This window comes from Phycisphaerae bacterium (assembly GCA_035275405.1).
Classification (GTDB): Bacteria; Planctomycetota; Phycisphaerae; order UBA1845; family UTPLA1; genus DATEMU01.
On sequence record DATEMU010000007.1, the window covers coordinates 132068 to 146868 of the forward strand.

The 14801-nt window shown below is 64.9% G+C and carries 15 protein-coding genes; all 15 read right to left on the reverse strand.

Annotated features, from left to right (window positions below):
- Positions 1–2: 2 nt before the first annotated feature.
- The 15 genes from VJZ71_09785 to VJZ71_09855 all read right to left on the reverse strand — a co-directional run bounded on the left by VJZ71_09785 (position 3) and on the right by VJZ71_09855 (position 14794).
- On the reverse strand, positions 3–1682 hold the full coding sequence (locus VJZ71_09785) for a flagellar hook-basal body complex protein (protein ID HKQ48346.1): 1680 nt from the start codon (positions 1680–1682) through the stop codon (positions 3–5).
- A gap of 50 nt (positions 1683–1732) precedes the next feature.
- Positions 1733–2395 carry a flagellar hook capping FlgD N-terminal domain-containing protein gene (locus VJZ71_09790; protein HKQ48347.1) on the reverse strand — a complete coding sequence of 221 codons (663 nt, stop codon included), beginning with the start codon at positions 2393–2395 and terminating at the stop codon, positions 1733–1735.
- Between the two features lie 30 nt (positions 2396–2425).
- Positions 2426–4192, reverse strand: a complete 1767-nt coding sequence (locus VJZ71_09795; GenBank protein ID HKQ48348.1) for a flagellar hook-length control protein FliK — start codon at positions 4190–4192, stop codon at positions 2426–2428.
- A gap of 18 nt (positions 4193–4210) precedes the next feature.
- Complete coding sequence (locus VJZ71_09800; GenBank protein ID HKQ48349.1) at positions 4211–4873, reverse strand: hypothetical protein; 663 nt, start codon at positions 4871–4873, stop codon at positions 4211–4213.
- Positions 4870–5337 carry a flagellar export protein FliJ gene (locus VJZ71_09805; GenBank protein HKQ48350.1) on the reverse strand — a complete coding sequence of 156 codons (468 nt, stop codon included), beginning with the start codon at positions 5335–5337 and terminating at the stop codon, positions 4870–4872. Before VJZ71_09805 ends, VJZ71_09800 begins: the two co-directional genes overlap by 4 nt.
- 19 nt (positions 5338–5356) lie before the next feature.
- Positions 5357–6778: a FliI/YscN family ATPase gene (locus tag VJZ71_09810; GenBank protein ID HKQ48351.1), complete on the reverse strand. Its 1422-nt coding sequence runs from the start codon at positions 6776–6778 to the stop codon at positions 5357–5359.
- Positions 6775–7521, reverse strand: coding sequence for a FliH/SctL family protein (locus tag VJZ71_09815; protein ID HKQ48352.1), 747 nt, complete (start codon positions 7519–7521; stop codon positions 6775–6777). Before VJZ71_09815 ends, VJZ71_09810 begins: the two co-directional genes overlap by 4 nt.
- Positions 7518–8561, reverse strand: a complete 1044-nt coding sequence (gene fliG, locus VJZ71_09820) for a flagellar motor switch protein FliG (protein ID HKQ48353.1) — start codon at positions 8559–8561, stop codon at positions 7518–7520. Before fliG ends, VJZ71_09815 begins: the two co-directional genes overlap by 4 nt.
- Before the next feature lie 154 nt (positions 8562–8715).
- The gene (locus VJZ71_09825) at positions 8716–10392 is read right to left on the reverse strand and encodes a flagellar M-ring protein FliF C-terminal domain-containing protein (protein ID HKQ48354.1); all 1677 of its coding nucleotides are present in this window, start codon (positions 10390–10392) and stop codon (positions 8716–8718) included.
- Between the two features lie 119 nt (positions 10393–10511).
- Positions 10512–10829 (reverse strand): flagellar hook-basal body complex protein FliE, encoded by a 318-nt coding sequence (fliE, locus tag VJZ71_09830; protein ID HKQ48355.1) that lies wholly within the window; start codon positions 10827–10829, stop codon positions 10512–10514.
- A gap of 53 nt (positions 10830–10882) precedes the next feature.
- On the reverse strand, positions 10883–11284 hold the full coding sequence (gene flgC / locus VJZ71_09835; GenBank protein HKQ48356.1) for a flagellar basal body rod protein FlgC: 402 nt from the start codon (positions 11282–11284) through the stop codon (positions 10883–10885).
- A gap of 8 nt (positions 11285–11292) precedes the next feature.
- Positions 11293–11727 (reverse strand): flagellar basal body rod protein FlgB, encoded by a 435-nt coding sequence (gene flgB / locus VJZ71_09840; protein HKQ48357.1) that lies wholly within the window; start codon positions 11725–11727, stop codon positions 11293–11295.
- A gap of 173 nt (positions 11728–11900) precedes the next feature.
- Positions 11901–13289 carry a sigma-54 dependent transcriptional regulator gene (locus VJZ71_09845; GenBank protein HKQ48358.1) on the reverse strand — a complete coding sequence of 463 codons (1389 nt, stop codon included), beginning with the start codon at positions 13287–13289 and terminating at the stop codon, positions 11901–11903.
- Positions 13290–13360: 71 nt separating this feature from the next.
- On the reverse strand, positions 13361–14278 hold the full coding sequence (locus tag VJZ71_09850) for an ATP-binding protein (GenBank protein HKQ48359.1): 918 nt from the start codon (positions 14276–14278) through the stop codon (positions 13361–13363).
- A 51-nt stretch (positions 14279–14329) separates the two neighbouring features.
- On the reverse strand, positions 14330–14794 hold the full coding sequence (locus VJZ71_09855) for a hypothetical protein (protein HKQ48360.1): 465 nt from the start codon (positions 14792–14794) through the stop codon (positions 14330–14332).
- Positions 14795–14801: the final 7 nt, after the last annotated feature.

Sequence of the window (14801 nt, forward strand, 5' to 3'; positions counted from 1 at the left end):
GGCTACCGCCGCCCGATCAACAACAGCTCCTGCAACAACTGATCCGACGTCGAAATCACCCGCCCCGCCGCCGAAAAGGCCGTCGACGACGTGATCAGGTTGATGAACTCGCGCGACAGGTCCACGTTGGACAATTCCAGCGAACCCGCCGAGATCCGCCCCGCGCCCAGCGTCAACGGCGCCGTGATCCGCGCCTCGCCGCTGTTGGGACCGATGAAGTACGTGTTGTTCGACCGGGCAATCAGACCAGCCGGGTTGGAAAACGTCGCCAGCGCGATCTGGCCGATCGTCTGGTTGAGGCCGTTGGTGAACGTGCCCGTGATGATCCCGTCCTGGCCGATGTTGTAGTCCAGCAGCGTGCCGGTCGAGAAGCCGTCCTGGAAGCTCATGACCAGCGACGACGTCGCGGTGTTCAGACCGCTGAGCCGTGAGAAATTGAGCGTGATCGGCACGGGATCGTTCGCCCCGCTGCCCGCCCGGTTGATCGAAATGCTGTTGGCCGGCGAATCGAGGAACTGCCCGTTGGCGTCAAAGGTCACCGTGCCGGTCCCCACGGCGAAGTCGACATCCGAATCGCCCGCGGCCGTCGCGTAATAGCGCCACGTACTGCTGCCCGTCGTCCGCGCCTCCAGCACCATCGTCAGGTTTACCGGCAGCGGAGTTCCCAGCGAGTCATAAATTACAAAGGAGGTCGTCGCGCTCTCGCCATTGGCGGTCTGCGTCTCGGTGAAGGTAAACGGAATCTGCGTCGTGCCGTTGCTGGTCAGCGTCCCGGACGCGATGCTGATCGCGTTCTGCGTCCCCGCGTTGCTGCGCAACTCCAGTTGACCGGTCGCAGTGACCGCCGAGCCGGGCGATCCCGCGACGCCCGCCGTCGTCTCGATGCCCGTCACCTCGTCCATCCAGTTGAGGAAATCCGTGACCGTCGTGCCCGTCGTGCCCACGATGAAGCTTTCCGCGGGGACATCGCGACCACCGCGCTTGATGCCATTGATTGTGATGACATCGCCCGCCGCCAATAGGGGCGGTCCGGCGGGGTTCCGGACATCCGTCAAGAGCGTCGCGCCGGTGATCGGAACGTTCGCCGCGTCATGGAGGATCTGCGATTGCAGAATATTTCCCTGCGTCGCCAGAACACCGCTCGAATTGAGTGTCCCATCGAGCTGCGCGGCCGTCGTCGCCTTCGCGGCAGTCAGCGCGCCGAGCGGGATAGTCAGATCCGACACCGCCCCGGGAATCAACTCAAAATCCTGATTGACGCCGAAACCCTGCACAAAAAAGCCGTCTGTCGTAATCAGGCGGTTGTCGGCGCTGAGCGTGAACGCGCCGTCGCGGGTAAAGACCTTCTCATTCTCCGGCGTCCGCAGGATGAAAAAGCCGTCGCCCTCGATCGCCAGATCACTCGGCACGCCGGTCGATTCAATGGACCCGGCGGTAAAGGATCGCTGGATGGAGCCGACCGTCGAGCCCAGGCCGATCTGCGCCGGGTTCGTGCCGCCCTGAACCGTGCCGGGCTTCGTGCCCGACGAAAGCGTGCGGGCGAACTGCGTCTGGAAGAGTGTTCGCGAACCCTTGAAGCCCGTCGTGTTGATGTTGGCGATGTTGTCGCCGATCACGTCCAGCCGGAATTGGCTGCTGTTCAAACCTGAAAGGCCGGTGAAGAGTGCTGAAGTAAGCCCCATGGGATCGTTCCTCTATTGGCGATGTTGAAATCAAGTCCTTATTACAAATATCAGATACCGATGGCCGCGCCCGGCGCGAACAACTGATCTAAGATCGAGGCGGTCGCCTCCGTCTGCTTGCCCAGGTTGCGAAGCCAATCGCCCGCCAACGGCGGACGCTGTTTCGCCGCCGCGCTCGTGTCGCCGGCCCCGCTCGCCGGCGTCTCCGCGGGATCCGTCGACGTCCCGGACGTCGCCTCGCGCTCCGCGCGAATCTGGTCCAGAACGTCCGGCGGCAGGTTGTCCACCAGCGTGACCAGATCGACCTTGCTGGCCGGCAACGATCCGCCGTTGTGCAGTTCCAGGATGGCCTCCCCGTTGCGGTTGAACTGCACGCCCGTGACGACCCCGCTCACCTCAATCGCGTTTCCGCCCGAGTCCGTGACCGTGCCAGCGACGAAGTGGCCGATCAGACCGGCCGTGGCGCCGAACCGTTGCTCGCCCGCCAGCGCCGTGAGCGCTTTGTTCAGCGTCGTACTCTGCTCCATCTGCCGGATGCTCGACATCTGCGAGAGCAGTTGCTGATTGTCCGTCGGCTTGAGCGGGTCCTGGTTCTGCAATTCCGCGATGAGCAGCCCGAAGAAATCCTCGCTGTCCAGGTCGGCAAAGCCCCGCGTCGTCGCCGGGCGGACTTGCGTGATCGTCTGACTCGTATCAATAACGCCTGCATCCATGTTTCTATCCTCGTATTCCGTCCCCATCGCCTAGGCGACGAGGTCCACCAACATCTCCTGAGTCGAACCCCCGAGCGCCTCCTCCCACTCCGACACGACGTCCGGCTCCGGATACGAAATAATGGGGCCGGTCGGCGGTTCGTCCCACGCCCCCTGATCCGGCGCCTCTCCTGAACTGCCTTCGTCGGACCACGTCGCTCCGGACGTGTCCGTGCCCGTCCCATTTCCGTCGGTCCCGTTTGACGAGCTACCCTGTTGTCCAGTTTGCGAATTCGTGTTATCCGTCCCGTGCGGGCGCACCACGACTTCCGATCGGTCGATCCGAATTCCGTGCGTCGCCAGCGCATCGCGCAATTCGGCCAGCCGCGACTCAATCAGCCGGGCCACGTCCGCCGTATCCGCCGCGACTCGCAGCGTCATCTCGTGATGCTGCATCTTGATATCCAGACGCAGTTGTCCCAGCTCCGGCGGATCGAGCTGCAGCGTCACATGGTGATTCCCCGGCCGCTGCGTGCCGGACAGCGCCTTCGCCGCCGCCTCCAGGGCGTCCGCCCCTTCGGTACCGCCGACTAGGAGCTGCGACAGCGTCGTCACCGTGACATCGATCTTGCCGGGCCGTTCCGCGCTCGCCCGCGTCGGCGTGGAATGGGTAGTGGTTACGCTGACGGCCCGCTCGCTCGCCTGCGGAGGAAGGTTGGCCGTCGTCGGCTCGCCCTCGCCGGTCGTCTCGATCAAAAACCGCCCGACTGTCGCCGCCGCTGAATCACCCGTTCCGGTGCGCACCGAAATTTGTCGATGTCTGACGCTGCCGTGCACTTCTACAAGCGGCCCGTCCGAATCAGCCTGATTCACTTCCTTTTGACGAGTCTCAGTCAGCATCGGATCAGCCGGCTTCAGGGAGCCGACATCCACCCGCGCCGAACCCTTCGCGCCAGGAACCGGCCTGGCCTTCTTCACCTGATTAGCGTTTTCCAGCTTCTCCACCGGCCGCGCCACCGGACGCTGGGCCGCGGGCAATGGTGGCTCGACCTGAACGGAGGCCTTCTCGAATTCCCCGATGGCCGGCACGTCTAATCCGACAGGCGTCGAATTAGCCGTGGGGGAATCGGTCGATCGTTCCCGCACCGATGTAGCACCCGTCGATACCGGTGCCGGCTCGCCGTCTTCGTGTTGCACCTCTGCGAGGCTAACCACCGGTTCTGACACCGGATGAACGACCGTCGCAGGCACGCTTTCGGGAAGCGGCCGGGGTGTCTTCGTCGATGTCGCTGCGGCGGTCACTTCTTTCGGAGCGGGGATACTGGCGCCCTCGCTGACCTTGTCTCCCTTCGGCGCAGGCACGGCTTCAGTGACAATCTGCCCAACCACCGGGGCGGTCACAATCACCGAGGCCGGGTCCGCCGTCGTCGGCACAGGTTGCGGCTTCCCTTCCACGGATGCGACCGGCGTTGCCCCAACCGCTTCATCGAGCGGCGCGTCCGCTGAGTCGGTATCCGACGATGTTTCATCCACGAGAGGCGGATGGACCGGTTCCTGAACCGGCGCCGCATCCGGCGCGACGGGATCGGCGTCGTCGTGATTGACGGGCTTCGGCGCACGCGGAGCATCCCCGCGCCGGGAAGACTCCGTCGGTCGCGGCGCCTTCGTCGTCCGCGCATCGTTGAGAATGGTCTGGAACCGATCGTCGCCGGGCTCGGGCCGATTCGTCGACGCCGTACCCGCGAAATCGCTGCGATCCGCCGGGCGCGGCGCATCTAGCGGGCGGAGAAACTGCCCCGCGTCAAGTTGAGGACCCATGTAGGCTCCTTGGTTCGGCTATTTGCCTGCAACCAGGGCCTCCGCCTGAAATGCATTGCGCTCATGTAATTTTTCCAAAATGCGTCCGATCCACGAACGCTCCTCGTCGGTCTTGCACTCGCTGACGATCTTCCGGGCCTTTCGCTCGTCGATCGCCATCAGGATCCGCACTACGTCGGCTTCCTGCTTGAGCTTCAACAGCTCCTTCGCATCCTTGGCCTTCACGCCGGAGAGGATGTCCAGCTCCCGCTTGAGGCCATCGTCGCCGGAGGCCGCCGCGCGTCGCGCCAGCGCCTCTTCATACTCCTTCTTCCGCGCCTCGAACAACTCCCGCGCCTGCACCAGCGCGAGCTGCTGTCGTTCGAGCATCGCCCAGCCGTCCTGAATCTCCCGGCTCCGCCGGTCCAGCTCCGTCCGGGCAATCTGATCCGCCTCGCCGCTCTGGCGGATCCGCTCGGCCGCGGCCGCTCCCGCCGCCTCGCTCTCGTGTTCCGCCGCGGCGGGTCTGGTCGTCGCCGCCGCGCCGCTTGCATCCGCGCCGCTCAGCGCCACCCATGCCTCGCGAATCCGTTCGCGTTGAATCCATCCTTGGGTCCAGGCATAGGCGGCGCCACCGAGTAACGCGGCCAGGTTGATCATCGACAGGAAGGCCAGCGAGATCATGATTCGTTTCAAAATCATTCGTCACCTTCGCGCTGCGCCCACCGCGCAAAACGCATCGTGTTCAGGTCGTCGGTTTCGAGCTGCTCCTCGCGCTCAAGCTGCGCGATGAACGTCTCTTCTTGCCGAAGCCGCAGCCGCGACATCACCTCGGCCTCTTTTCTCGACTCCACCAGCGCAACACGCTCCTGCGCGAGAATTGCACGATGCGCCGCAATTTCCGCATCCGTCTGCAAAACCCCCTGCCGCAGCCGAACCAGCCAGTGCCGCGCCGACCGCAGGGCATCCACATCGACCATCCCCTCGCGCAGTTGACCGCGCAGCGCCTCACCCTCCTGGGCGATCCGCGTCGTCAACAGCGCGTGGCGTTCCTGCAACTGCTGAATCTGGCGAACTCGCGCCGCCACCACCCGCTTCTGCAGGTCCTCCTTCTGCCGGCGAAGCCGCAGAATCGTCTCAAACCGAAAACGAAATCGTCCTGCCATCACACGCTCTCCTTATCCCTCAACGTTTGGTTCCGCGCGGCGCCGCCGCTCGCGGCGGTCGCGCCGTTTGTCTCTGCGCGGCAGCCGAGACGGCAGCGCCGCCCTTCTGCGCTATGGCCGCCTGCGTCTGATCGATCAATTCCGACAGCTTCAACAAGCCCTCGCGCGACGCCGCGAAGTCCAATTCCTCCTCCACCGCCTGCTGCAAAAACGCCTCAATCGCCGGTCTCACGCGAATCGCCAGATCAAACTCCGCATTCGTGCCGGTCGCATACGCGCCGATATTCACCAGGTCCTCAATCTCCGCCCACACCGCCATCAGCCGTCGCACCTTCTGCGCCGCCGCAGTGTGCTGCGCGTCAACCACATCCTGCATGACGCGACTGATGCTCTCGAGCACACTCACCGCCGGATACTGCCCGCGAGCCGCCAGTTTCCGTGACAACCAGATGTGACCATCGAGGATTCCCCTCGCCGCGTCCGCGACCGGCTCGTTCAGGTCATCGCCCTCCACGAGCACGGTGTACATGCCCGTGATCGACCCGCGCGGCGTCCGTCCGCATCGCTCCAACAATCGCGGCATCGCCGCAAAGACGCTCGGCGGATAACCTTTCGTCGCCGGAGGCTCGCCGGCCGCGAGACCGATTTGCCGCCCCGCCATCGCCATGCGCGTGATCGAATCCATCAGCAGCAGCACATCCGCGCCCTGGTCGCGAAAATACTCCGCAATCGCGGTCGCGGCGAAGCACGCCCGCATCCGTAGCGGTGGCGACTGGTCCGACGTACTCACGACGACCACCGATCGCTTCAAGCCCTCGGGACCCAGGTCCTTCGCCAGAAAATCGCCGACCTCGCGACCGCGCTCGCCGATCAGCGCAATGACCGTCACATCCGCCGCCGTGTACCGCGCCATCATCCCCAGCAGGATGCTCTTCCCCACGCCCGCCGCCGCGAACACGCCCAGCCTTTGTCCACGACCGGGTGTCAACAACGCGTTGATCGAGCGAATCCCCACGGAAAGAGGCGCATCAATCCGCGGTCGGTCATACGGATCGGGCGCGGCACAGTGCAGCGGATAGAACGTGTCGGCCAGAATCGGCTCGCCATCGCCATACGGCCGCCCCATCCCGTCCACAACGCGTCCCAGGAGCCCCGGCCCAACCGCGACCTTCTGCGAACTCGTCAGGTGCCGCACGCGCTGGCCCCGCGCCACGCCTTCCATCGACTCCAACGGCATGAGCAGCGTCGCCCCCTGCCGAAAGCCGATCACCTCCGCCAGCAGCCCGCGCCCCGGCGCGGTCACCACCTCGCAAAGCGACCCGACCGGGATGGGCAGCCCCGCCGCCTGGATCGTCATCCCGGTGCTGGACAAAACCTGACCGGCGACGCCCAGGCAGGCGACGCTTCGCGCCAATTCGATCTGCTGCGCCAAGGCGCTCATGATTGCATCGACCGCTGTTTCATTCGCTCGCGCCAACCGGCGACGAGTTCGTCCGCAATGCGCTCGACGCGCGAGGTGATCGTAGCGTCGACGACCGACTCGGAGGATTCCACGACCACTCCGCCGCGACCGACCGCGGGATCTTCCACAATCCGAACGTTCCGCGCGGTCTTTACCGTCCGGCTCCACTCGTCGCAAAATCGCTCGATGGCCGCCGCGTCGGCGGGGTGCGCCCGGACGACAACCTGCGTCGCCTCCGAGAGCATCCCCAGGGCGTCCTGACAGGCCTGCGCCGCCGACGCCACCGCAAGCTCTTCCGCGCCGGCGAGTTTGTTGCAAATCCGAGAAGCGATGGCGATCGCAAGCACAGCGACATCCTGCCGGGCCTCCAGATAGAGCCGTTCCCGCTTCGCGGTGAATTGCTGCGTCAGTTCCGAAAGCGTGGAGACAAGCGACGCCTGCTCCGCCGCGAATCGTTCCCGCGCCTCGGCCAGCGCCGCCGCATGTCCTGACTCTTGTCCCTTCGCCAGTCCCTCTTGCAGTCCCTCTTCGTGACCGGCCGCCACACTGAGTTCTCGAAGCGCCGCAGCCTGCGCCCTGGCCTCCGCGATAATCCGGGCTGCCTCGCGCCGCGCGTCCTCCACGATCGACCCGGCCTGCGCGGAGATATCCCGCAGATCGAGGCTGCAATACCCCCGCGAGAGGATCGGCCCCGCGCCCCCTTTAATGACCGCGCGGCTCATACGATCAGTTCCTTCTCCCCGCCGCGACCCGCGATGATGATCTCGCCGGAGTCCTCAAGCCGCCGCACGACATCCACGATCTTCTGCTGCGCGACCTCGACATCCGACAGCCGCACCGGCCCCATGTACTCCATCTCCTCCTTGATCATCTGCGCCGCCCGCTCGGACATGTTCGAGAAGATCTTGTGCTTCAGCTCGTCCGTCGCCGTCCGCAGCGCCAGCGTCAGGTCGCTCGTCTCCACTTCCTTCAGCACGGACTGGATGCCCTTGTCGTTGACCAGCAGGATGTCCTCGAAGACGAACATCAGCCGCCGAATCTGATCCACCAGTTCCGGGTCCTCCTCGCCCATCGCCTCCAGAATGCCCTTCTCCGTCGTCCGGTCGGTCAGGTTCAGAATCTCCGCGACCGACTCGATGCCGCCGACGCGTTGCAGCCGATCCGTCATCAACCCGGACAGGCGATGTTCGAGCCCCTTTTCCACTTCCTTGATGACCTCCGGACTGGTCTGTTCCATCTTGGAGATGCGGCTGACTACCTCGACCTGCTTCTCCTGCGGCAACCCCGCGAGGATCTCGCTGGCCTTGTCCGCCGTCAGGTGCGCCAGGATCAGCGCGATCGTCTGAGGATGCTCGTCCTGAATGAACGTCAGCAAGCTGTCCGTCGCCGCCTTGTGCAGGAACGTGAACGGCTTGGCATAAAACTGATGCTCAATCTGATGCATGATCCGGTCAGATTCTTCCTTGGTCAGCGTCTGATTGAGCAGCATCCGCGCGTAGGAAAGTCCGCCCGCCTCGGTATACGAGCGGGCCAGCGCGAGCGTGTGGAATTCCTGAATCACTTGCTGCCGAAGGTCCTCCGTGACATTGCGCAGGTTCGCAATCTCGCGCGTGATCGTCTCAATGTGGTCCGGATCGAGTTCCCGCAGAATCGAAGACGCGGTCATCTTGTCTAGACTGACGAGCAGGATGGCCGTTTTGCGCAGACCACTCAGCACTTCGTCGCTCGTACCGCCGGACTTCGCTTTGGTCTTCACCGCCATCGAATAATATTCCTAGCGATCTATCTTGATTGACGGCTCGGGTGGCACGGTCTCGCAGCAGCGAGGCCGTGGTCCGCACCTCCAACACGGCCTGCCCGCTTCGCGGTCAGACCGTACCACCGCCCGAATTCGCACGTTCAACCTTAACATCGCACTACGACTCCTCGCCGACCCACTGATTGATAATCCCTGCGGCCGTAGAGGCGTCTTCCTTCACCATTTGCCCGATCTGTTTGACGATCTGCTGTGTTCGCACCGTGTTCTCGTCGACTTCATGCGCCGTCAGGACGCCCTGCAATTCGCGGGCCTCGCCCACTGCCGTCGGTCCGCTTTCCAGCGAACGAAGCGGCGAGACATCCCCTTCCGGCTCCGCGTACATCCCGACGCTGGGTGCGTCCCACGCCGAAACCGGCGCGCCGCCCGCGGTCGCCGTCGCGGGCATTCCGATCGCCGCCGACGCCTTCCGCGCGATCCGCAGCACCATGAACAATCCGCCCAAAGCGAGGAGCCCCAGGCCCGCCTGCGGCCCATAGTCCTTCGCCAGCGCCATTACGCCCGACGGCGCCGCCTGCGCCGTCGGCTGCGTCCCCGCGGGCGCGTCGTAATACCAATCCACCACCACCTGATCGTCCTTCGTCGCATCGATGAGCGGCTTGACCAGGGCGCGGATCCGCGGCAACTCTGATGCGGCGACTTTCTCAATCGAACCGCCGCTCTTTGCCGCATCCGGCCCCAGAATCCGCTCCAGGTAACTCCGCGGGACGCTAACCGACGCCGACACCCGCTCGACCGATCCGCGCAGCTCGTCCACTACCGTCATCTTGACATCGCGCTTGTTGTTGAACGATGAATCGCTCTCCTCCTTGAGGCTGGCCGTGCCCGTTCCGCCGTCGGTCAGTCCCGCCCGCGTGTTCGGTCGCACGGACGGCTCGGCCGCCTTCGATCCGCCCGTCATCTCCTCCGTCGTCGTCGTCTCGCGATCGATGACCGGAGGACCGTACACCTCCTGCTGCGACCGCTCGCTGGCCGAGCGGAGCTTCGCATGGACGTTGACCACCACGCCCTCGATGTGGCGAAGCTGGTCGGAGAGCTTTCGCATGTAGTGCTCTTCAATGTTCCGCTGCTGTTCCAGGAGTTCCGTCGAAAGCGCCTCGCCGGCCGCCGGCAGGGCGTACGATCGCTTGCCGTCCGTGATCCGGACGTTTTTGACCTCCAGGCCCGGCACCGCCCCCGCGACGAAACTGGCGATCGCCATAATCCGCTGTTTGTCGAGTTCCTGCCCCTCCTGCATCGTCAGCGCCACGCTCGCGCTCGATCCATTCTCCCCGCGCCCGAACCCGCGCTTCGGCGGAACCGTAATCAGCACGCGTGCGTCGTTGATCCCCTGAAACCGCCGCAGGACCGCCGACAATTCGGCTTCCAGCCCGCGCGATTCCAGCCAGCGCGACTTCTGCTCGCCGACGAAGACGCTGTTCTCCTTGACCAGCACCGCATAACCCAGCGTCGTGTCCGTGGGCAATGCCCCGCGCTCGATCAACAGCGCCTGCATCCGCTGCCGCTCCTCGTCTCCCGCACGAATCTCGACGCGATCGCCCTGAATGCGCGACGGAATCCCCGCCACCGTCAGCTCGCGCTGCACGCGCTGAATTTCCTCGGCGGTGAACGACTGATCGAGCAGCGGCGCCCACTCCGGCGCGCCGCCCCACGATATCATCCCCCACATCCCCACGGTCAGCAGCACGATGAGCAGACCGACCGCCACGCGCTGCGACGTCGTCGTGCGCTGGAGCCGTTGGCTGACCTGTTTGAATTGTGAACCGAAGAATTCCATAGCATCCTGCTATCAGCGACCCGCGGGACTCCGCCCCGGTGGGTGGCACGGTCTGGCAGCAGCCAGGCCGTGCGAGTGTGCAACACGGCCTCGCCAAGGGCGAGACCGTGCCACCCAATCTACACGCGCATCTGCTTCAACTCCGTGTACGCGTCCATCAGCTTGTTGCGAATCTCCATCAGCAGATCAAACGCGATCCCGGCCTTCCGGCTCGCGCTGAGCACCTCGGCGACATTGTCCGTCTGCCCCGTCACCAGCTTCTGGACGCCCTCGTCCGCGCTGGACTGCAACTCATTGACCTTTGCGAGGCTTTCCAGCAGATACGACTGAAAGTCCTTGCCTCCCGCCGGCGCGACCTTTGCCGCCGGGCCGGTCTGCGTGACCGGCTGGATTGGAGGCAAGGCATTCATCGCGCCGCTGATCGTCACATCCGCCATTTATCGCTCCGTGCCATTTGTATGGCACAGGCTAATAGCCTGTGCAAACTCACTCACGCCAGAATCCGCAGCGTGCTCGCCACGATCGACTTCGTCGCCTCAAACGCCGTCACATTCGCCTCATACGCCCGCGCCGCGACCATCGCGTTGATCATCTCTGTCGACGAATCGATGTTCGGATACGCCACATACCCGTCCTTGTCAGCATCGGGGTGACCGGGATCTTTAACGAGCAGCGGGCTCGTAATCGTGTCCTCAACCACATTCTCAACATGAACACCATCGCCACCCCGACCATCGCCCGGCGCGAACAGCGCCACCCGCCGCAGGTAAGGCCCGCTCTGACCGTCCGCCCGCCGCGTCGTCTTGGCGTTGGCGATGTTCGCGGCGATCGTGTCCATCTGGACGCGCTGCGCGACGAGGCCGGAGGTGCTGATATCCAGTGCATTGAACATGGTCTAACCTAGCTCACTCGGCCGCGAATCGCCTTGGCCAGGCCGTCGAAGTAGCCCTTGAGCAACTCCGCCGACACCTGGTTCAACATCGCATTCTCGGCCAGTTGCGCCATCTGCCGCTCGATCGACGCGTTCGTGCCATCCTGAAACAAGAGGTTCTCCGCCGGATTCTCGCTCGGCGTCACCCCCAACAGTCCCTGGCGATCCACGCGAAACTCTCGCGTCGCTTCCAACTCAAACGCGCCGCCCGTCTCCTCGCGTTTCTTCGCCGCCTCGGCGAGCGCGCCCTGAAACGCTCCTTCGTCGAGCTGCATTGCCCGGTAGCCCGGCGTCGTGATATTGGCGATATTCGTCGCCAGCATCCGCTGCCGCGCCTCCGCGAAGGCCAGCGTCTTTTCCAGCAGCGGGATCGGCCCGCTGTCGGTCAGATTCGGGACATCCACGTTCGTACCGCTCGCCTTCCTGTTACTATCCGCCCGCGATCCAGCAAGCGCCGTGCCACACGGCAGCCCTCATTGAATCGGCGGTAAGTCACTTCTTATCCGAACCGCGCAGGCGCGGCAGGCAAAAGCCGCGCCGCGAGGCGCAGCTTTTGCGCAAGCCGTCGCCAGATACATCAACCCGCGCGCCGCTGATTCATCGCCGCGATGGCCGCCGCCTCTTCGCGCCACTTCTTGAGCTTCATGCCCAGCGTCCGCACGCCGATGCCCAGCGCCTTGGCCGTCTTCTCGCGGTGTCCGTTGAAGCGCACGAGCGTCTGTTCGATCAGCGAGCGCTCCATGTCTTCCATCATGTGTCCCGGTCGCAGCGAACGGCTCGCGCCCTCGGCGCCCGCCCCGCTGGACAACCACGGTTCAATGAGCGGCGCGTCGATCTCCGCATCCTGGCAGAGCACGACCGCCCGCTCGCAGATGTTCTCCAGCTCGCGGACGTTGCCGGGCCAGTGATAGCTCTCGAGCATCGTCATCGCCCGCGGGGAGATCCTTCGCGGCTCGCCGCCCTCGCGGCGGCTGATCCGCCGGAGAAAGTACGCGACCAGTTCCGGAATATCCTCGCGCCGATCGCGCAGCGGCGGCAGCATCACCGGCAAAACGCTCACGCGGAAGAACAGGTCTTCGCGGAAGCGCCGCCGCGCCACCCAGTCCGTCAAATCGCGATTGGTTGTGACGACCACGCGAACGTCGGCGAACTGCGCGACGCTGCTGCCCACGCGCTCATACTGCCGCTCCTGCAACACCCGCAGCAGTTTGGATTGCACCGGCAATGACACTTCGCTGATCTCATCCAGCAGCAGCGTCCCGCCCTCGGCCAACTCGAACCGCCCCTTGCGCAGCCGGTCCGCCCCGGTGAACGCTCCACGCTCATGCCCGAACAACTCGCTCTCCAGCAGCGTCGCCGACAGCGCCGCGCAATTGACGCACAGCATCGGTCGACCTGCCCGCGGCGAGGCTGCATGAATCGCCCGCGCCACCAGTTCCTTGCCCGTGCCGCTCTCGCCCTGGATGAGCACCGTCGCCTGACTCTTGGCCACGCGCTCCAGTTGCGACCGCACCTGCCGCATCGCCCGGCTGGACCCGACGAGTTCCGCGTCGCCTTCCAGATCGTGCAGCGACAAGCGCAGCGCCTCGTTCTCGCCGCGCAGCCGGTTCATCGCCGCCGCCCGCTCAATGACCATCCCGATCGCCTCGGCCTCGAACGGCTTCTGGATATAGTCGAACGCCCCGAGCTTCATCGCCTCGACCGCCGTCGGCACACTTGCGTACGCCGTCATGAGCACGAACGGCGTCTCCACGCCGCGGCCTTTGAGCGTCCGCAACACGTCAATGCCGTCCATGCCCGGCATCTTCAGATCGCTGACGATCGCGTCGAACCGCGTCGGCGTGACCTCCGCCACCGCCTGCTGCGGGTCGGCGTACGCGGCCACCTCGTGGCCCGCCACGCCCAGAATATCCCGCAATGAATCCCGCATGACATCCTTGTCGTCGATAATGCACACTCGCGCCATCTGTAGTGCTCCATCACTTGTGCGGCGCTTCGCCGGTCGGACCGGACCGCGCGAGTTGCGCCGCGTTGTTTCTATTTCTCGCTCACCACGAGGGGTCCTTCATCCTCGTCCGCTGTTTCTTCGTACCGTGGCGGTCTCGCCGCCGAAGCCGCTTCCGCTCCCGGTAGCCAGATCACAAACCTCGCCCCGCCTTCGTTTCGATTGCCCGCGCGGATCGTCCCGCCGTGCGCCTCGACAATCTGATGCACGATCGCCAATCCCAAGCCCGTCCCCTGCGCCTTCGTCGTAAAGAACGGATTGAAGATCCGATCGAGATCGTCCCTGGGAATGCCCGGCCCGCTGTCCCAGACCTCGATCTCCGCCCCGTCCGACTTGAGCCGCGCTGAAAGCCAGGCCGTCCCCTTCTCACCCGCCGCCTGCACGGCATTCATCAACAGATTGAGCAGTGCCTGCCCCAGTCGCTCTGAATCGCAATACAGCGCGCACTCCCCCGCCTTCGGCTCGATGATCAACTGGCACCGGCATTGATCGGCCCACGGTTCGATCGAGGTATCCAGCCCCGGCAGCAAATCCGCCATGCGGCACGCATGCCGTTGCAGCGGTCGCTCCTGCGCGAAATCGAGAATGTCCGACACCAGCCGCTCCAGCGTTCGCACGCCGATCGTGATCTTCGCCGCCGCGCCATGCGCCGGCGACGCCGCGTCCAATTCCCGTTCGAGCATCGACGAATACAGGGCGATCCCGCCGAGCGGATTGCGTATCTCGTGCGCCAGCCCCGCCGCCATCTCCCCCAGCGCCGCCAGCCGATCGCGCCGCCGCAACTCCATGTTCTTCTGTCGCAGCTCGTCGTGCAGCCGCGCGACCTCGCGCTCCAGCCGCTCATGCGCCTCCTTGAGCCGCTCGGTCACCTCGTTGTAAGACGAGATGATCCCCGCGAGTTCGCGCTCGCGCTGGCTGATCTCGGCCGGTCTTTCCATCGTCTCAATCATTTGCATCTCGTGTGGCACCGGCTAATAGCCGGTGCGAATCCTAAAAAATCTCTACGCCTCCGCATCCGCCATCCGCGACCGCGCCGTCGCTCCCGCCGCCGCATACGCCGCGCCCGCCCGCGCGCCCGCATCCACCGTCGCCAATTCTTTCATCATCCCCTGACGCCGCGCCGTCAGCGCCGCCGTGTCGTGGTTGTCGCTCTGCAAGATCGATCCCAGAGCCGCATTCGCCTCTTCCAGCAGCTCCGCCACCTGCCGCCGCCGCGGCTCATCCAGACCGCCGTACACCGTCGTCCACTCGCTGCGATACGGCGCCAGCCGCGCGTTCACCCCGACCAGACCGTCCACCAGTCTCTGCCGCTCCGTCAATAAGGAGAGCAGCGGCTGCGGGTCATCCTGTACCACCAATCCCCGCTGCCGATCCGCCAGAAGCCGCAGCCGCCCGTACAACCCGCGCTGCTCTTCCAGCAAACCGATCAACGCCGTCACATCCCGTGTCTCGCCTGCCGCTACCATCTGCGAT